Genomic DNA, 19,138 nt, shown 5'->3' on the forward strand with positions numbered 1-19,138 from the left:
TTTTATTTCACTGTATTACTTGTCTTCTTTTACTTCTTCAAACTCAGCGTCTACTACATTATCTTTTTTCGCGCCAGCGTCTTGTGCTCCTTGTGCACCTTCTGCTTGCCCTGCAGCCGCTTGAGCTTGCTCGTATAATTTAACAGTTAATTGTTGTACGATTTCTTGAAGAGCATCTTTTTTCACACGGATTTCTTCAAGTTCGTTTTTCTCGATTGCCGCTTGTAATGCTTCTTTCGCTTCCGTTGCTTTCGCTACTTCAGCTGCATCTACTTTACCTTCTAAATCTTTTACAACTTTGTCTGTTTGGAATACAAGTTGGTCAGCTTCGTTACGAAGTTCAACTTCTTCCTTACGTTTTTGGTCAGCATCAGCATTTGATTCAGCTTCTTGTACCATACGATCTACTTCTTCATCAGAAAGACCTGAAGAAGATTGGATTGTAATAGTTTGCTCTTTGCTTGTTCCTAAGTCTTTTGCACGTACGTTAACGATACCGTTCGCATCAATATCGAATGTTACTTCGATTTGTGGAATTCCACGTGGTGCTGGCGGAAGGTCTGTTAATTGGAAACGACCTAACGTTTTGTTGTCAGCTGACATTGGACGCTCACCTTGTAGTACGTGAATGTCTACCGCTGGTTGGTTATCAGCAGCTGTTGAGAATACTTGTGACTTACTTGTCGGAATTGTAGTGTTACGCTCGATTAGTTTCGTGAACACACCGCCCATAGTTTCGATACCTAAAGAAAGTGGAGTTACGTCTAATAATAGAACGCCCTCTACATCACCAGTAAGTACGCCACCTTGAACTGCAGCACCTAATGCTACAACTTCATCTGGGTTTACACCTTTGTATGGCTCTTTACCAGTTTCACGTTTAATTGCTTCTTGTACAGCTGGGATACGAGTAGATCCACCAACAAGGATAACTTTATCTAATTCGCTTGGAGCAAAACCAGCGTCTTTTAATGCACGACGAGTTGGCTCTAATGTTCTTTCAACAAGACCAGCTGAAATTTCTTCGAATTTAGCTCTTGTTAACGTTAATTCTAAGTGTAATGGGCCAGCAGCTCCAGCACTAATGAATGGTAATGAAATTTGTGTTTGTGTTACACCAGAAAGATCTTTCTTCGCTTTTTCAGCTGCATCTTTCAGACGTTGAAGTGCCATTTTATCTTGGCTTAAATCAATGCTATTTTCTTTTTTGAATTCAGCTACTAAATGATCGATGATAACTTGGTCAAAGTCATCTCCACCAAGACGGTTGTCACCAGCAGTTGAAATAACTTCGAATGTGCCGTCTGCTAACTCAAGGATAGATACATCAAATGTACCGCCACCTAAGTCATATACTAAGATTTTTTGCTCTTCATCTTGTTTTTCTAAACCGTAAGCAAGTGCTGCGGCTGTTGGTTCGTTAATGATACGCTCAACTTCTAAACCAGCGATACGACCAGCATCTTTCGTTGCTTGACGCTCTGCATCGTTGAAGTATGCAGGTACTGTAATAACAGCTTTCGTTACTGTTTCACCTAAGTATGCTTCAGCAGAAGCTTTTAAGTTTTGTAAAATGATTGCAGAAATTTCTTGAGGTGTAAAATCTTTACCTTCAACTTCTACTTTGTAGTCTGTACCCATATGACGTTTAACAGACATGATTGTATTTGGGTTTGTAATTGCTTGACGCTTCGCAACTTCCCCAACTTGACGCTCTTCATTTTTGAAAGCTACAACAGAAGGTGTTGTACGGTTTCCTTCTGGATTTGGGATAACCTTTGGTTCTCCACCTTCCATAACAGCTACACAAGAGTTTGTTGTACCTAAGTCAATACCGATAATTTTACTCATGGCGAATCCTCCTACTTTTATGTAAATTATTGATTTACTTTTACCATTGATGGGCGAATCACACGGTCTTTTAGTTTATAACCTTTTTGGAATTCTTCAACTACCGCGTTTGATTCAAATTCACTGTCTTCCACTTGCATAATAGCTTGGTGTTCATTCGGATCAAACTGTTTACCAACAGCTTCAATCGCTTCAACACCTTCTTTAGTCAACGCTTCTAGCAATTGACGATGCACCATTTCCATACCTTGTAACAAGGATTTCGTTTGCTCGTCAGTCGCTTCCACTTGCATCGCTCTTTCAAAATTATCAAGAGCTGGCAAAATATCTGAAACTAGACTTTGTGCTCTATATTTATCAGCAGCCTGTTTATCCATTTGGACACGGCGCTTATAATTTTCAAAATCAGCTTGTAGACGTAATGTGCGACCTTCCGTTTCCGTTAGTTTCGCTTGTAACTCATCTACTTTTTCTTGTAAAAGAGCAGCCTCACTTTTTTCTTCTACAGTTTTTTCACTGTTTTCTGGCGTGACAGCTTCTTCAACTTGCGCTTCTTTCACTTCTTCTACCACTTGTTCGTTACGCTCTTCCACAATTTTCACCTCCTTAAAAGGTATTAGGTATCATGCTTAGCACGATTACCTAAGCATTATATATTACACACAGCAATGAAAATTTCATCACTTGAGCGAATGTATTACTCTCATTTACTTTTTAAGTCCGTCTGTAAATTGTCTTGTAAATAACTGCAGTAAACTAATTACACGAGAGTATTGCATTCTCGTCGGACCTAAAATTGCAATTGTTCCAAGTTGCTCTTCTCCAATCGAATACGTTGCAGAAATCAAACTGCAATCCTCCATTGCCGTAGAAGAATTTTCTCTACCAATTTTCACTTGAATTCCGACTTGTTTATGACGCAAAATGTCATAAAACGCAGCCTCATTATCAATCATCGTCAGCAAAGATCTTACTTTGTGAATGTCATGGAACTCTGGTTGCGAAAGCATATTTGCTTTTCCTCCAAAGTATATCTTTTCCGATAAAGGGACTTGAAATGTACCATCTAACATTTTTATTGCACTATCGTAATTATGAACATACCCACGCAAGACTGTAACAATCTCTTTAAAGATTTTATTATGAAGTTCTGCCATAGGTATACCAGATAGCTTTTCATTTAAAATATTAACCATTTTTTCTAAATCTGATAAATCAACAGATTCCGGAACGGTAATCGTTTTACTTTGCACATGCCCTGTATCTGTTACAATAATAGCGACTGCTGTTTGACGATCAAGCGGTACAATTTGTACATTTTTAAGTTTATTTGTGCTCAATTTCGGACCAAGAACAATGGCCGTATAATTCGTAAGCTCTGATAAAATTTGAGCTGATTGTTGTGCAATTTTTTCTGCTTCAAAAATTCTTTCAGCAAATAAATCTTTAATTTGTACAATTTCATCGGTCGGTAAGTTTTGCGGCGCTAAAAGATGGTCTACATAAAATCGGTATCCTTTTTCAGAAGGAACACGCCCAGAAGAACTATGCGTTTTTTCAATAAATCCTAATTCTTCTAAATCAGCCATTTCATTTCGAATAGTAGCTGAACTAAACGTAATTTCATCTTTCTTAGCCAACGTCCTCGAACCAACTGGTTGCGCTGATCCAATAAAGTCATCAACAATTGTTTGTAAAATTAAGAGCTGACGTTCCGTAAGCATCTCATCATCACCTCTGTTAGCACTCTTTGTCTTCGAGTGCTAAATCTATTAATAACTTACCAAAATTGACATTCAATTGTCAACGGAAACGTCACGAAATAACAAAAATTTTTCACGCTTATGGCACATTTAATTAATCAATCAAAAATGACTGGAATACTTCATTCCCTAATAGTTTCCCTTTCCTCGTTAAACAAACATGTCCATCTCTGTTTTCAAGTAATCCTTGTTCTTGATTACTTTGTAACTGCTTTGCAAAAACATGGTCCATCTCCACATTAAATTTCTTTTGGAATTCTAACTTAGAAACACCTTTTGTTTTTCGAAGTCCTAAGAACAACTCTTCTTCCATTTTTTCTTTCTCTGTCACTGGATGAACATCTAAATATGGAAATCCTGTCTCATCAATTTTAGTGAAATATTGCTTGAGCGGACCTACATTTTGAATTCGTTCCCCGTTCACATAGCTATGCGCTCCAGCTCCAAATCCATAATACTCTTCATTATTCCAGTATGTGAGATTATGTCTACTTTCATTATTACCTTTTGAGAAGTTACTAATCTCATACTGGTTATAACCATGTTTCTCCATTTCATCCATTACCATTTCGTACATTTTCGCTTCATGGTCTTCACCTGGAAGTCTTAATTTCCCTTTATTCATTAAGTTATAAAATACGGTTTTCGGTTCCACAATTAAGGAATATGCCGAGAAATGTTGTACACCAAGCGTAAAGGCAATGTCTAATGTTTCCTTTACATCTTCTATCGTCTGTCCTGGCAGAGCATAAATTAAATCTACATTAATATTTGTAAAACCAACTTCCTGCGCTTCTCGAATTGCTACGAATGCATCTTCTCTCGTATGCCTGCGTCCAATCTTCTCAAGTAGCTCATCACGAAACGTTTGCACACCAAAACTAATTCGGTTTACTCCACCTTCTAGCAATACGTTCAATTTCTCTTTCGGTAAATCACCTGGATTCGCTTCAAATGTTAATTCACAATTCGGCGCAAATGGACGCAAACGACGGTTAATGATGTCGAGTAGTTTTTTTGTCTGTTCCATATTTAATGCCGTCGGAGTTCCTCCGCCAACAAAAATCGTTTTCATACTTTCAAACGGTACTTTTTGAACCGTATTTATTATTTCTTTCTCTAAATATTGTAAGTATTGATCAACCGGTTGGCGTTCAATAAATACTTTATTAAAATCACAATAGTGACAAATATGCTGACAAAATGGAATATGAATATATGCAGCTTGTACCAAATATAACTCCTACCTTTCTAAAAAGAAAACCTCCGCACTCCGGAGGATTCTTTACTTCTCTACTGTATTACGGATTTGTTCCATTCGCATTTTTCCCCAATCATACATCATTTCAACGATCGGTAAAAGCGACATACCTAATTCCGTCATATAGTACTCAACACGCGGAGGAATTTCCGGGTATACCGTTCGATCAACAATCCCGTCCTCCATTAACTCTTTCAATTGATTTGACAACACTTTATGAGAAATGCTCGGGAACAGACGTTGCAATTCACTAAAACGATGCGGACCTTCCACACCTAAGTGCCACAATATCACAACTTTCCACTTCCCACTAATTATAGAAAGCGTCAGTTCCTTTTCGCAATTAAAATTACCTTTTTGTATTTTCTCTCGAATATCTTTTCGAATATTTTCGGACATTAATAGTCTCCTAACTCTATATCAATCACTAAAAAGCTCTCTCACTATTGTAAATGAGAGATGCTAAGATGTCTAAAAAGTAGCATATAAAAAAGAAGCCGAACGAACGGCTTCTACTTTTATCACGATTGGTGCGGGCTAATAATTAGCGAAGAATAGAAAAATCCCCACTAATTATAGTTCACTCCATTAGTTATCATCCATTTTCAGTACAGCCATGAATGCTTCTTGCGGCACTTCTACAGAACCAACAGACTTCATACGTTTTTTACCTTCTTTTTGCTTATCAAGAAGTTTACGCTTACGAGAAATGTCACCACCGTAACATTTTGCAAGTACGTTTTTACGCATCGCCTTAATTGTAGAACGAGATACAACTTTATTTCCGATAGTCGCCTGAATTGGCACTTCAAACTGTTGTCTTGGAATTAATTTCTTTAATTTCTCTACAATTACTTTACCACGGTCATACGCTGAATCACGATGTACAATAAATGATAAAGCATCCACTTGTTCATTATTTAAAAGAATATCCATTTTCACAAGTTTAGATGGTTTATAACCAATTAACTCGTAGTCAAATGATGCATATCCTTTCGTATTTGATTTCAATTGATCGAAGAAATCATATACGATTTCTGATAACGGGATTTCATATGTCAATGTAACACGTGTTTCATCTAAATATTGCATATCAATAAACGTTCCACGTTTCCCTTGGCAAATTTCCATTACAGCTCCAACATAGTCATTCGGAACCATAATTGCAGCCTTCACAAACGGCTCTTCTACACGATCGATAGTCTGTGGATCTGGCATATTAGATGGATTATCAACAATAAAATCTTCACCGTTCGTTAAATACACTTTATAAATAACGCTTGGCGCTGTTGTAATTAAGTCAATCTTGAATTCACGTTCAATACGTTCTTGAATAATCTCCATGTGAAGAAGCCCTAAGAAACCACAACGGAAACCAAAACCTAAAGCTTGAGATGTTTCAGGCTCAAATTCAAGAGCAGAATCATTCAATTCTAGTTTTTCTAACGCATCACGTAAGTCGTTATAACGTGCAGAATCGATTGGATATAAACCACAGAATACCATTGGGTTTAATTTTCGATACCCTTTTAACGGCTCTGCAGCCGGACGTTTCGCATGTGTAATCGTATCACCAACACGTGTATCGCCTACATTTTTAATAGATGCTGCCAAGAAACCTACATCACCTACTGTTAACTCGTCACGTTGCGTCGTTTTCGGTGTAAACACACCTACTTCTGTTACTTCAAATTCTTTTCCAGTTGCCATCATACGTACTTTATCGCCAACTTTTACCGTTCCATTTACAACACGGATATATGCAATTACACCACGGTACGGATCATATAAAGAATCGAAAATCATACATTGTAACGGCTCTTCTGAATCACCTGTTGGAGCTGGTACCTTTTCAACGATTTGTTCTAAAATTTCTTCAATACCAATGCCAGCTTTCGCTGAAGCAAGTACAGCTTCCGATGCATCTAAACCAATTACATCTTCTACCTCTTGACGTACGCGTTCTGGGTCTGCACTTGGTAAGTCGATTTTATTAATAACTGGTAAAATTTCTAAATTATTATCAAGCGCTAAATATACGTTCGCTAATGTTTGCGCCTCAATTCCTTGCGCTGCATCCACTACAAGAATTGCACCTTCACAAGCCGCTAAACTACGAGATACTTCGTACGTAAAGTCGACGTGTCCTGGAGTATCGATTAAGTGAAGAATATACTCTTCACCGTCTTTCGCTTTATACGTTAGTTGTACTGCATTTAATTTAATTGTAATACCACGCTCACGCTCCAACTCCATAGAGTCAAGCAATTGCGCCTTCATTTCGCGCTGTGCCAACGCGTTTGTTTTCTCCAAAATACGGTCTGCCAACGTTGATTTCCCGTGGTCAATGTGAGCAATGATGGAGAAGTTACGAATTTTGGACTGTCTTTTTGCTCTTTCTTCTTTATTCATCTATGTTCTCAACTCCTAATAGTCTCGCCAATATACACTAGCACTGATTATATCAATAGAGCAGCAAAGATTCAATGAAAACTCGTGCTGCTTACAATACAAATCACTCTATCTATATCTTATGCGAACAAACCATAAGAGACAAACCTTTTTCAAATTAAAAGACAGCTCTCTTACAAACATAAGACAACCATCCTTCCCGCTACCCTTAACTAAAAATTCCTTTTATTGCCCCAACAACTATATCCGTTCCAAACTTTGTCATATCACGAGCAACACTTGCTATCGCCATACCGATACCTTCTACAACATTAAAACTTCTTAAGCTTTCTAACTGTTTTTGTTTTTCAATAGCCGAAAACGTCTCTCCCGAAATTTCCGATTCAGCCCCAGCGCCTTCTGTTCCTGTCATATGAGCAATTTGTTCATATGACAGCTGACGATATCCTTTCATACTTTTTAAGCCATGATTAGCAAGTCCCACTCCAGCTATCATCATAAGCAAACATAAGACTGTACCGCATATACATAACAGCGTAAATTGACTCAAGCTATTTCTGCCTCTTTCCATCAATGTGTATATGCCCCTGTATTATCCTGATCAATCTGATGATGCAGTGCTGCATTTAAACCGCTGGCTATTACATTTGCCATATCCTCAATAAACGCATCTACTTCTTTTGGAGTTACCATTAAATTATGACCAAGAGGAGATAACACTTCATAAATTAACTTTCTCTTTTCTTCTTCTTCTAACGTACCAATAGCTCCTAAAAACATATTTCGACTCTTTTCATCCGGCATATCTTCTTCTGTTAATTTTTTCTTTTCTCCAAATGTAAAACCTGCTGGCAATAAAGAGCGTGACGGTTTGTTTCCTTCTTTCAGTTCCCGGCCAAAATGTTTCAAAATAAAATCAATTGTATCACTCGTAATCGAAACAGCATCTACCACAGTTGGCACACCAATTGCGATAACAGGAATACCTAATGTTTCTTTACTTAGTTCCTTACGCTTATTCCCAACACCAGATCCTGGATGAATTCCTGTATCAGAAATTTGTATCGTACTATTTACTCGTTCAATAGAACGCGCAGCTAATGCATCAATTGCGATGACAAAGTCTGGTTTTGTCTTCTCAATAATTCCGTAAATGACATCGCTCGTTTCAATCCCTGTAATTCCCATTACCCCTGGACGAATGGCACTAACAGGTCTAAACCCTTCTTCCACACTTTCAGGCTGCAATTTAAACAAATGTCTCGTCACCAGTACGTTCTCTACAACTATCGGTCCGAGTGCATCCGGCGTTACATTCCAATTCCCAAGACCTACGATTAAACAACTCGCTTCTTTTGAAACTCCAACCTCTTCTAAGAAATAAGAAAATTCTTTTGCAAAAATACGCTCTACCTTTTGCTGAAGTTCCGTATCTTGTTGTCGTATACCTTGCACCTCAAGAGTTAAATAACTTCCAGGTTTTTTCCCCATCGACTCAGATGCAATTTCATCAATAGTTACTTTTGTAATTGTAACTCCCTCTTCTTCCCTCTCTTTTACAATAACTCCCTGTATCCCTTTTTGTTCTTCTTGGCGCTCTTGTAGCATTTGGTGCGCCTCTACAGCAAGGTCAGTTCTAACACTATATTTACTTAAATCTAATGGTTCTTTCATCGTATCTCCTCCGTAATTCATAGTAAATATCGTTAGATTTCCCCAAGTTATATTAGGTCATTCTTTCCTTTACGTGAAATTTCATTGATATACTATTGCAATTCTCTTCACCGTTTGATAAAATATCACTTGTTCTATGTAAGAATCGAGTCATTCGATTGCACCAGGGAGGTGAAAAGTATGGCAAACATCAAATCTGCTATCAAACGCGCTAAACTTAGCGAAGAGCGTCGTTCACATAACGCTTCTATCAAGTCTGACATGCGTACTGCTGTTAAAACTGTAGAAACTTTAGTTACTAATAACGATCTTGAAAATGCTAAAGAAGCTTTCAAAACTGCTTCTAAAAAACTTGACAAAGCAGCTCGTAAAGGTCTTATCCACCAAAACGCTGCAGCTCGTCAAAAATCTCGCTTAGCGAAACAAGTAAACGCGTAAGGCGTTTAAAAAACGATCCATTCGGATCGTTTTTTATATACACAAAAAAGTTCACGTACTAAGTACGTGAACTTTTTTGTGTCACTACATATGATTTAACCGCATTAAGAAAAACTCAAGCACAAGTTTCTTATCCATCTTTCCAGTCTTCATACTATAATCAGCTTCCGCCAATTCTATAATAACTTTTTTTAATTCTTCAAAAGAGAAAAACTTCGTTTGATTCATCGCCAACTTTACCCGGTACGGATGTACACCAATATGGGACGCGATTTGATTTTGTCCGTAACCACGCTGTTGCAACTCTTTCACTTGATGCAGCAAGCGGAACTGACTTACTAATAAAGCGAGCAGTTTAATCGGTTCTTCCTGCTGTGTAAATAATCCGTCTAAAATTTGCATCGCACCAGCGATATCTTTTTTCACCACTTTTTCTGTTAAAGCAAACACGTTTTGCTCAACAGATTTCGGCACAAGTTCCGTGACAAGTTTTGGCGTAATTTCTCCGCCCATACCGACGTATAACGTTAACTTGTCCATTTCCTTCGCCAACATTGTTACATTACTTCCCACAAGCTCTAACAATAAACTAACAGCTGCATTATCAATATGCACATGCACCTCATCCGCACGAGAAACAATCCACTTCTGAACATCCTGCACTTGCATCGCATTTGCTTCTATTACATCCGCTGTTTTCTTTAATAGTTTTGTAATTTTTTTTCGTTCGTCTAATTTTTCATAAGGCGCAACAAAAACAAGAATAGAAAAAGGAGATGGCTCCCCAATATATTCTTCTAAAATTTTTATATTTTGTTCTAATTTTTCTTTTTGTGCCGTTAAAAATAGTGGTGATTTTATTAATATAACTTTACGCTCTCCAAAAAAAGGAAGCGTATGCGCATCCTCAACTACATCTTCTAAATACGCTTCTTCCAAATCGTATGTCACAACATTAAACTCTCGATCTTCCTCTTCAAGCGCTTCCGTTGTAATAAGCTTTATCGTTTCATTTATAAAATAAGCTTCCGTTCCATACAGTACATACAACGGAGCGAACTGTTTCTTTTTAATCTTCTTATGTATATCACTCATATTTTTTCCTACTCCCTAACTTAGCAATATATATTTATACTAATGCCCTAGCTTTTGTTTTACAAGTACAAAGGGACGGTCTTTATAACCCGCCCCTTTATTTATATAAAACGCCACGCAATAAGCCCCGGATTTCTTATTGGTGTGCGGTAATCACCTTCCCTTTATTATTTACAATAATAATCTTAGTATAAGTGCCAACTGTTAACATGATTGGAAATGAAAAATTCACGCTACTTAACTAACTAGAAAAAGTATACAAATACTCTATTTCACTTCATATGGAAATTGTAGATTTTTTTCTGACAATATTTTATACTAAAATGGAATGTTGGGGAGGGATTCTAAATGAATGATTTTGAACAAAACGTTCAAAGTAAACGCAATGACGCTATTGATTCAGGGGTAGGATTTATCGTCTCATTTGGTTTTTTCGCAACACTTTTCATTATTGCAACTGTTATTAAATTCATCGGTTCTTAAAGGCTGCTGCTTAACGGCAGTCTTCTTTTTTTCATCTTCTATGTGTTTCATCATATGTGATTTTACTTTGAAAGGTTCCTATTTCTCCATTAAAAACATAGGAAATAGCACCTTGCTTATCCGTACGCCATATATCAATACCCATCTTCTTAAAACGCTCTATAACTTCCTTATGCGGGTGCCCATACCTATTACGCTCCCCCACAGAAATAATCGCTACAGCAGGCTGTACAAGGCTTAAAAATGGATCTGTAGACGATGTTTTACTCCCATGGTGGGCAACTTTTAAAATATTAGCCCGCAAATCAGGATATGTTGATACTATAAACTTTTCTCCTTCTTCTTCTAGATCACCCGTAAATAGCCATGTTAGTCCCCCTAGTCTGGCCCATAGTACAATCGAAGAGTCATTTTCTCCCTTTTCTTTCCCCTTTGGAGCTAATACGAAAAATTCCGCTTCATTTACCCTCCAACCTTCCCCTTCTCCTACTACACTTATCTTCATGCTCTTTTCTAACGCCTTTTTCTTCACCACTTTTTCCAATACAGCATCTTGTTCCTTTCTCCCAAATACAACTTCTTTTACAATAATAGATGACAGCAAATCCAGCGCAGCACCTATATGATCCGCATCTCCGTGCGTTACAATTAATTTATCAATCGTTTTTATACCTTCTTTTTGTAAAAAAGGAACAAGAATATCATGCCCAACAGAAAATTCATGCTTTTTCTGTTGCCACGCTTCCTTCTTGACAGGAAGGGCTCCTCCTGTATCAATAAGATAAACCTCTTTATCGTATGGAAGACGAATTAATATCGCATCTCCCTGTCCAACATCAAGAAATGTAACACTCCCACTTTCGCGAAAATATGGATATACATAATGACAAGTACTAATAAAAAGAAACACACCCACAACTATGCACAAATTTTTTTTCGTTATTACCCTTTCCCAAATCACAAATATACTAACGATACTAAAACAATATATAGCCACAAGAAATAAAGGAGTTTGACCAAAAGTAAGTCGGATGAAAGGGAAACTTTCACAGTAACTTAGAAAATCATTAGAAATGGTTAAACATAGTGAAAGTACATATGCAATTCCTTTTGCGAAAAATGGAATAACCGGCATACATATAAGAATAATGATGCTACACGGCAATACAATAATGGATAGAAAAGGAACATATATAAGATTGAGGAAAATGCTATAAGGAGAAAAATAACCAAAATGATATAACAAGATGGGGGTACTAGCGAGCTGTGAAATTATAGAAATGTAAATAGAATTTCGAACTATCCCATTACTACGCCCTAATAATATCGGCGCAGATAGTAGTAAAGAAAAACTACCTACAAATGAGAATTGAAATCCAATGTTGAAAATAAGATACGGATCGTATATAAGCATACATATAGCTGTTATACTTAAGGCGTCTAGACTAGATAAGCGAACAGAGCACATGAAAGCTACCAATAATAAAACTCCTGTTATAGAAGCCCTCACAACAGATGGCGACGCCCCAGCTATGATCATATACAGAGGAATGCAAACTATAAGGCATACTGTTGCTGTCTCTTTCGTCACACCACTTCTTAGCAAAACAAAATACATTATAACCATTAATAGTACGATATGCGATCCTGAAATTGCTAACAAATGTATAAGACCAAATTGTTGATATTGCTCTTCTACTTCAAACGTCATTTGTTGTCGATCTCCAAATAATAATGCGTTCATAAATGCACCTGATTGTTCCGGGAACATTTCTGTAACTTTCGAGATTGTTTGTTGCCTGAGAAGGAAAATCCATTGCACGAGTGACAACGATGTTTTGTGACATTCAGAAATGTATGTCACATCAAATATAAAATGTATTTTTTGCTGATATAAATAATTACGATAATCAAAAACATGAAAATTCCGGGCAGTTTGTGGTTCTTTCACCTCCCCTTTAAATGTACACGATATACCTACATGTAATTGTTGCAACTGCTTCTTTTCCGAAGCAGATTGTATTTTATAATTTAACTGCACTAAGTTTTTATTCTGATCTTCAATTTGAAAAGAGAGACGATCCCCATTAATTAGAGGTGTATTTTGCACGACCCCTCGTGTAACTTCATAGGACTCCCCTAGCGGCTTATTTAGACTCTGAACATACGTGGTGTACATAACGCCACTAAAACACGCTATTATACAAAATATGAAGGTTTTACGCGAAGTACGATATAAACAAAATAAAACATAACAAACGAAACAACAAGCAGCCAACAAATGCGATGTGGAAAAGGTAATTGCAATCCCAATTATAAACGAGATTGCAACATAGCCCCATTGCCCATTCAACTCATACTCACTCCTTATAGCATCATTTTCGCTTTAGTGAATACACGCTGTAATTCTTCCATTGATAAATTATCTTTTTCTAAAGCTGCGAATAATTCCTTTAGCTGTAAATGACGCTCTTGTTCCTCTAGCGATGTAATATCGTATTCTAGCGGAACGTGCTTTACTGTTACACTCGCTTGTTCAAATAACTCTACGGCATACGGATGATTTTTATAGTCCTGTGCATAATAAACCGCTGTAACACCACTTTGAATAATCGCCTTACAGCACTGCAAACAAGGAAAATGTGTGACATAAATTTCCGCTTCCTCTGTTTTTGCACCAAATTTCGCACATTGCAATAAAGCATTCATTTCAGCATGAATTGTACGAACGCAATGATTATCAATGACATAGCAACCATCGTCTATACAATGCACACCACCTTTAATTGAACCGTTATATCCACCAGCAATAATTCGTTTATCACGAACGATTGTCGCTCCTACCGCAAGCCTTGTACATGTACTACGTAAAGATAGTAGATGGCTTTGCGTCATAAAATATTGATCCCATGAAATTCGTTCCATATTTTTCACCTTCTTTTTTGTCTACTTGTAGTGTAGCGAAAAAAGAAAAACTTCGTCAATCTTTTATGGAATAATAATTTGATCTTTTATTTTCTCTAAAGACTTCGCACCAATCCCATCAATTTCTAATAAATCTTCTATTTTCTGAAACAGACCATGTTCTTCTCGATATTTCAAAATACTTTCCGCTTTCCGAGAACCAATGCCTGTTATTTTTTCAAGTTGCTCTTTAGAAGCTGTATTTATTTGCACTTTACCCTCGCTTTTTGAAAAAGTAGCCCCTTCTTGCACTGGCTCATTCTTGTTAGGAACATAAAGAAGCATTTGGTCTTGGACCATTTGCGCCAAATTCACTTTCTTCACATCTGCATCCGGCAACAAACCACCAGCTTTTTCAACCGCCTCCTTCACCCGGTCCCCTTCCTTCATTTCATACACACCCTCTTTAAAAACCGCCCCTTTCACATCAATTATAATTATTTTTTTCTGCTCCTTTGCATCCAATACTTTCGGTTTACTTTTTTTCTCCACATCTTTCACTTGAACTTCCGTTGTAACGAGCGATCGCTCTGTTTGCTGATTCGTTTTCCAGAAAAAAAGAAAAATCAAAGTGCCAATAATAACCACTAATCCCAACCATTTTTTCGGAAAATCCCACATCATTTTACACCTCTAATCATAAATTTATAACATCATTCATATTGTTTAGGAGAAAGCTGTTACGAAGGAGGGATGAAACATTGAACATAGGAATTATAGGGACAGGGAACATGGGGAGTATACTAATCGATGCATTTTTAGAAACCCGTGCTGTCAAACCTTCGTGCCTTACTATTATTAATCGGACGCCTGCCAAAGCATATCATATAAAAGAAAAATACCCTTCTGTTCATATAGCCAAAACAATCCAAGAGGTAATCGAACAATCCCAGCTTATTTTCATTTGCGTAAAACCGATAGATATATACCCTATTCTACAAAAATACGCTGACCATTTTTCAGACGAAGATTGCTTAGTTTCTATCACAAGCCCCATATCTCCATCACAATTAGAAACACTTATACCTTGCCACGTCGCTCGTATCATTCCAAGCATCACAAACCGCGCCTTATCCGGCGCATCACTATTTACATTTGGAAATAACTGCTCTGAAGAATGGCAACAAAAACTACTTCGTCTATTCAAAAACATTTCTACTCCCCTTGTTATAGAAGAAGATATAACGCGCGTTTCATCTGATATAGCAAGCTGCGGCCCTGCTTTTTTTAGTTATTTATTACAATGTTTCATTAACGCTGCTGTAGATAAAACAAATATTACACATGAAGAAGCCACTACTTTAGTAAGTGAAATGGTCATTGGAATGGGGAAATTACTTGAAAAAGAAATTTTCACATTACCTACTTTACAAGAAAAGGTATGCGTTAAAGGCGGTGTTACAGGAGAAGGTATTCGTATTTTAGAAGAGCACGTTGGGGATATGTTTCATAAATTAATCGAACGGACACATGAGAAATTTGATGAAGATTTAAAATGCGTTGAGCAGCAATTCAATAAACACACATAATAAATACGCCATCGTAATCCCAAACCCTTTTTATTAATACTTATCTTTTTCATACTACATTTTCACTAAAACTAGCATTTTTACACTTTACACATATCATCTTTTTATTTTTCTAGAACTAAAACTACATCTTTTCTATAAAACAAAAGCAACCTTATCGGTTGCTTTTCTTTTATCCATTCTTCTTCGCCATAAAAAAGATGCGCTCTGTTTGTTCTGTCACTTCAATTCGTTCAAAGTCACCTGTGACGCGAAGCACTGTAAACCCAGCTTCTTCAAGCCATTTTGTTAACACTTCAACTGAATACGCACGTTGCACGTGACATTCGTCAAAACGATGATACACATCTTCTTCTGAATCTTGTACAAAGAATGTCAAATCATGTTCCACACTATCTGATTCTTCTCCAGGGAAGCAGTTCCAAATAAGTGATATTTCTTCGCCGTTCACTGTATATGTTTCATTTTGAAATACGTGATGTATTTTATATAAAGAGTGTACATCGAATAAAAACAAGCCATCCTGACGTAAATGGTGGAAAACTCTTCTAAATGTTTCTTGCACTCCATCTTCTTGCAATACATAATTTAATGAGTCACAAAAGATTGTCACACAATCAAATTCACCAGGAACATCGAGTTCTCTCATGTCTTGTTGGTAAAAAGGAATAAAATAGCCTTCTCCCCCCAATTTTTGCTGCGCGACAGTTAACATTTCTTCCGAAAGATCTACACCAATTAAGTCATAACCTTTTCGCACAAGCGGAAGTGTTACGTTACCAGTTCCACATGCTACGTCAAGGATTCTTGCCTCTTTCATAGATGCCTGTTGTAAACTTTCCTCTGTGAATTCCACCCATTTATCATAAGGGACATCATTCATCAGTTCGTCATACAGCAAAGCAAATTGTTCGTATTTCATTGATCTAGCTCATCTGCAATATCTTCACGCGGCACATCGCCCCATAGACGCTCTAAATTATAGTGATTACGCTCATCTTTATGGAATACATGAGCAACCACATCACCAAGGTCTACTAAAACCCAACGCGCTTCATCAAAGCCTTCCATACGTTGTACGTTAATTTCGAACTCATGTGCCTTCGCTTTAATTTCACGTGCAATTGCTTGTACTTGCTTGTCTGAATTTCCGTGACAAATAATAAAATAGTCTGCAATCGGTGAAATACCTTGCATATTTAGTACAACCATATCTTCTGCTCTCTTATCATCAGCTGCTTTTGCCGCTAATACTAATAACTCTTTATCTTTCATTTATTAATTTCCTCCTTGATAACTTCATTGTATGTTTGGAATGTTAATGGATAAATCGTTTGATCTTTTTCCATTAAAAATTGAATTGTTCGCTTTAAAGCAAACAGTAAAGCTTGATTTATATCTTTATATGCGAGTTTCCTCGCTTCTTCCACACCAGGAAACTTACGTCCTGGTTCAATGTAATCTGCTACATAAATAACTTTATCTAACATTGTCATTTTTTCATGACCACTTGTATGATATGTAATAGCTTGTAGAATTTCAGGATCAGTAATGCCTACTTCTTTTTCTACTAAGTATGCCCCAACAGGTGCATGCCATAACTCTTTGTTATAGTGCAGTAGATCCTTTGGCAAAGCTTCTCCCTTAATAATCTCTTCCATTTCTGGAATCGCTCTACATTTTGCATAATCGTGAAATATAGCAGCCGTCTCTGCCTTTTTCTCATCTACACCATATAATCGGGCAAGTTCAATCGCTGTTTCCATTACACCAACCGTGTGTATATAACGTTTTTCATGCATTTGTTGTTTGACAATACTAAGTGCTTCCTCACGATTCATACAACCCATTCCTCTCGATATATACCTGTACTTTTTCGGGGAGTAAATATTTGCACGTTTTCTTCGTCATATATCTCTCACGTAACAGAGAAGAAGAAACTGCAAACTCCGGAATTTCCACTTTTACGATATCATAAGGCGTATGTAATGTATAACCTGGTCTTGCAACTCCAACGAAAGTCACAAGCTTAAGTAACTTTTCAATGTTATACCACTTCGGCAAATACTCAACCATGTCTCCGCCAATAATAAAGTGAAACTGCACATCCGGATACTTCTCCGTTAATTGTACCATAGTATCGTACGTATAAGATGGGCCTTCTCTGTCTAGCTCTTCTAAACAAATTGAAAAGTATGCTTCTTCCTCAATCGCTATTTGCAGCATATTTAATCGACTTTTCACACTCGTAATGTTACGTCCTTGCTTGTGCGGTGGAACTTGATTCGGCAAAAACCATACCTCTTCCAACCCTAAAGCATGATACACTTCATTTGCAATTAACAAATGCCCATTATGAGGTGGATCAAACGTGCCACCAATAATGCCAATTTTTCTCAAAAGAAACGCTCCTTCCTTTTACATACAGCAACTCTCCCCATACAAATTCGAAGAGAGCCCACTGTTAATAAAAGTTCAATTGGTTTCGCTTTCTACATATCAAGCGTCCATTACGAAATAACTCACGTATATCTTTTATCGAGGAAGCTTAATCTGCTTATTTTCTCTTGATTCTTTGTATAAAACAATTGTGCTTCCGATTACTTGAACGATTTCAGCTCGTGCACCTTGTGCAAGCTCTTCTGCAACTTCACTACGATCAAATTCACAGTTTTGTAATACGCTCACTTTAAATAGTTCACGAACTTCTAATGCTTCTCCAATTTGTTTCACCATATTTTCATTCACGCCACCTTTTCCAACTTGAAAAATCGGTGTTAAATGATGTGCCTTTGCACGTAAAAATCTTTTTTGTTTTCCTGTTAACATATAATTAGCCTCCAAGCTCTCTCATTACTAATTGTTTCATTCTATCAATATTCGGCACACACCCTGTCCACATTTCAAACGCAAGTGCACCTTGATAAACGAACATATCGATTCCATTTTGAATTATTGCACCTTGTTCTTTCGCATCGCCTAAAATTTTCGTCTCAAATGGATTATAAATAATATCAGAAACAATCGTTCCTTGTTTCAATGAACGAATTTCCAGCGGCGTATACTCAACATGTGGATGCATACCTATCGTTGTTGTTTGGATGATAATATCATATTCCCCTTGATTTTCTGCTGCACATTCTAACGATAGAGCATGCGAATTAACATTTGCCATGCACCCAGAGATAAGGTTTTTCGCCTTATCTCTCGTACGATTAGCAATATCAATTTCTTTCACACCTACATCGGCAAGCGAGAAGTAAATAGCTCGGCTAGCACCACCTGCACCGATTAATAAAATACGTTTCTCTTGAAGTGGATCTTCACTAATTGACTGCAGGGCACGAACAAAACCAATTCCATCTGTATTATACCCAATCAATTTTCCATCTCGATGAACTACTGTATTTACCGCACCGATTTGCCTTGCTAACGGGGCAATCTCATCCAAGTACTCCATAATTGCAACTTTGTGCGGAGTCGTTACATTAAATCCTGAAATACCTAATGCTTTCAAACCTTTTACTGCTTCCCCTAGCGCTTCTTCTTCTACAAGAAACGCATGGTAATGGGCATCCATATTCAAGTGTTCAAATGCATCGTTATGCATAACGGGTGATAATGAATGTCCAATTGGATTTCCGATTACACCATATAATTGTTTCATA

At 37.2% G+C, this 19,138-nt stretch carries 21 protein-coding genes; 3 read left to right on the forward strand and 18 right to left on the reverse strand.

What is annotated here, in order from left to right:
- Positions 1–15: 15 nt before the first annotated feature.
- The 8 genes from dnaK to gpr form a co-directional block, all read right to left on the reverse strand.
- Positions 16–1,851 carry a chaperone protein DnaK gene (gene dnaK, locus B5P40_RS12850; RefSeq protein ID WP_002015198.1) on the reverse strand — a complete coding sequence of 612 codons (1,836 nt, stop codon included), beginning with the start codon at positions 1,849–1,851 and terminating at the stop codon, positions 16–18.
- A gap of 26 nt (positions 1,852–1,877) precedes the next feature.
- Positions 1,878–2,444, reverse strand: a complete 567-nt coding sequence (gene grpE / locus B5P40_RS12855) for a nucleotide exchange factor GrpE (RefSeq protein ID WP_000392715.1) — start codon at positions 2,442–2,444, stop codon at positions 1,878–1,880.
- Between the two features lie 114 nt (positions 2,445–2,558).
- Positions 2,559–3,575 carry a heat-inducible transcriptional repressor HrcA gene (gene hrcA / locus B5P40_RS12860; RefSeq protein WP_002015201.1) on the reverse strand — a complete coding sequence of 339 codons (1,017 nt, stop codon included), beginning with the start codon at positions 3,573–3,575 and terminating at the stop codon, positions 2,559–2,561.
- A 133-nt stretch (positions 3,576–3,708) separates the two neighbouring features.
- Entirely contained in the window at positions 3,709–4,848 is a 1,140-nt protein-coding gene (gene hemW, locus B5P40_RS12865) for a radical SAM family heme chaperone HemW (RefSeq protein ID WP_002015202.1), read from the reverse strand.
- 51 nt (positions 4,849–4,899) lie between these two features.
- The gene (locus B5P40_RS12870; RefSeq protein ID WP_002015203.1) at positions 4,900–5,274 is read right to left on the reverse strand and encodes a winged helix-turn-helix transcriptional regulator; all 375 of its coding nucleotides are present in this window, start codon (positions 5,272–5,274) and stop codon (positions 4,900–4,902) included.
- Between the two features lie 189 nt (positions 5,275–5,463).
- Positions 5,464–7,287: an elongation factor 4 gene (lepA, locus tag B5P40_RS12875; RefSeq protein ID WP_002015204.1), complete on the reverse strand. Its 1,824-nt coding sequence runs from the start codon at positions 7,285–7,287 to the stop codon at positions 5,464–5,466.
- 208 nt (positions 7,288–7,495) lie between these two features.
- Positions 7,496–7,858 (reverse strand): DUF3679 domain-containing protein, encoded by a 363-nt coding sequence (locus B5P40_RS12880; protein ID WP_063607626.1) that lies wholly within the window; start codon positions 7,856–7,858, stop codon positions 7,496–7,498.
- The gene (gene gpr / locus B5P40_RS12885) at positions 7,858–8,961 is read right to left on the reverse strand and encodes a GPR endopeptidase (RefSeq protein WP_002088693.1); all 1,104 of its coding nucleotides are present in this window, start codon (positions 8,959–8,961) and stop codon (positions 7,858–7,860) included. Before gpr ends, B5P40_RS12880 begins: the two co-directional genes overlap by 1 nt.
- 180 nt (positions 8,962–9,141) lie before the next feature.
- Between gpr and rpsT the strand changes: the two genes are divergently transcribed.
- On the forward strand, positions 9,142–9,399 hold the full coding sequence (gene rpsT, locus B5P40_RS12890; RefSeq protein ID WP_002088694.1) for a 30S ribosomal protein S20: 258 nt from the start codon (positions 9,142–9,144) through the stop codon (positions 9,397–9,399).
- An 84-nt stretch (positions 9,400–9,483) separates the two neighbouring features.
- Here rpsT and holA read toward each other — a convergent pair whose 3' ends face one another.
- Entirely contained in the window at positions 9,484–10,494 is a 1,011-nt protein-coding gene (gene holA / locus B5P40_RS12895) for a DNA polymerase III subunit delta (protein WP_002034073.1), read from the reverse strand.
- Positions 10,495–10,842: 348 nt separating this feature from the next.
- Between holA and B5P40_RS12900 the strand changes: the two genes are divergently transcribed.
- The gene (locus B5P40_RS12900; protein ID WP_000997609.1) at positions 10,843–10,977 is read left to right on the forward strand and encodes a YqzM family protein; all 135 of its coding nucleotides are present in this window, start codon (positions 10,843–10,845) and stop codon (positions 10,975–10,977) included.
- 31 nt (positions 10,978–11,008) lie between these two features.
- Here B5P40_RS12900 and B5P40_RS12905 read toward each other — a convergent pair whose 3' ends face one another.
- From B5P40_RS12905 to B5P40_RS12915, 3 genes are all read right to left on the reverse strand, one after another.
- Positions 11,009–13,330 carry a DNA internalization-related competence protein ComEC/Rec2 gene (locus B5P40_RS12905; RefSeq protein ID WP_113709298.1) on the reverse strand — a complete coding sequence of 774 codons (2,322 nt, stop codon included), beginning with the start codon at positions 13,328–13,330 and terminating at the stop codon, positions 11,009–11,011.
- A 14-nt stretch (positions 13,331–13,344) separates the two neighbouring features.
- A complete protein-coding gene (locus B5P40_RS12910) occupies positions 13,345–13,902 on the reverse strand; it encodes a ComE operon protein 2 (protein ID WP_002088698.1) in 558 nt (185 codons plus the stop codon).
- 63 nt (positions 13,903–13,965) lie between these two features.
- A complete protein-coding gene (locus B5P40_RS12915; RefSeq protein WP_002015211.1) occupies positions 13,966–14,565 on the reverse strand; it encodes a helix-hairpin-helix domain-containing protein in 600 nt (199 codons plus the stop codon).
- Between the two features lie 77 nt (positions 14,566–14,642).
- Here B5P40_RS12915 and comER point away from each other — a divergent pair, with 77 nt between their 5' ends.
- Positions 14,643–15,470: a late competence protein ComER gene (gene comER / locus B5P40_RS12920; protein WP_002129160.1), complete on the forward strand. Its 828-nt coding sequence runs from the start codon at positions 14,643–14,645 to the stop codon at positions 15,468–15,470.
- A gap of 172 nt (positions 15,471–15,642) precedes the next feature.
- Here the strand turns inward: comER and B5P40_RS12925 are convergent, their stop codons facing one another.
- From B5P40_RS12925 to aroE, 6 genes are all read right to left on the reverse strand, one after another.
- The gene (locus B5P40_RS12925) at positions 15,643–16,392 is read right to left on the reverse strand and encodes a class I SAM-dependent DNA methyltransferase (protein WP_002088700.1); all 750 of its coding nucleotides are present in this window, start codon (positions 16,390–16,392) and stop codon (positions 15,643–15,645) included.
- Complete coding sequence (gene rsfS, locus B5P40_RS12930; RefSeq protein WP_000653209.1) at positions 16,389–16,745, reverse strand: ribosome silencing factor; 357 nt, start codon at positions 16,743–16,745, stop codon at positions 16,389–16,391. The genes B5P40_RS12925 and rsfS overlap by 4 nt, the downstream gene beginning before the upstream one ends.
- The gene (gene yqeK, locus B5P40_RS12935; RefSeq protein ID WP_002129163.1) at positions 16,742–17,311 is read right to left on the reverse strand and encodes a bis(5'-nucleosyl)-tetraphosphatase (symmetrical) YqeK; all 570 of its coding nucleotides are present in this window, start codon (positions 17,309–17,311) and stop codon (positions 16,742–16,744) included. Before yqeK ends, rsfS begins: the two co-directional genes overlap by 4 nt.
- A complete protein-coding gene (locus B5P40_RS12940; protein ID WP_002015218.1) occupies positions 17,301–17,870 on the reverse strand; it encodes a nicotinate-nucleotide adenylyltransferase in 570 nt (189 codons plus the stop codon). The genes yqeK and B5P40_RS12940 overlap by 11 nt, the downstream gene beginning before the upstream one ends.
- A 135-nt stretch (positions 17,871–18,005) precedes the next feature.
- On the reverse strand, positions 18,006–18,299 hold the full coding sequence (yhbY, locus tag B5P40_RS12945; protein WP_002015220.1) for a ribosome assembly RNA-binding protein YhbY: 294 nt from the start codon (positions 18,297–18,299) through the stop codon (positions 18,006–18,008).
- Positions 18,300–18,303: 4 nt separating this feature from the next.
- A complete protein-coding gene (gene aroE, locus B5P40_RS12950) occupies positions 18,304–19,137 on the reverse strand; it encodes a shikimate dehydrogenase (RefSeq protein WP_002015222.1) in 834 nt (277 codons plus the stop codon).
- Between the last annotated feature and the right edge of the window lies 1 nt (position 19,138).

The sequence above is a fragment of the Bacillus sp. SRB_8 genome (assembly GCF_003264205.1).
GTDB classification, from domain to species: Bacteria; Bacillota; Bacilli; order Bacillales; family Bacillaceae_G; genus Bacillus_A; species Bacillus_A mycoides.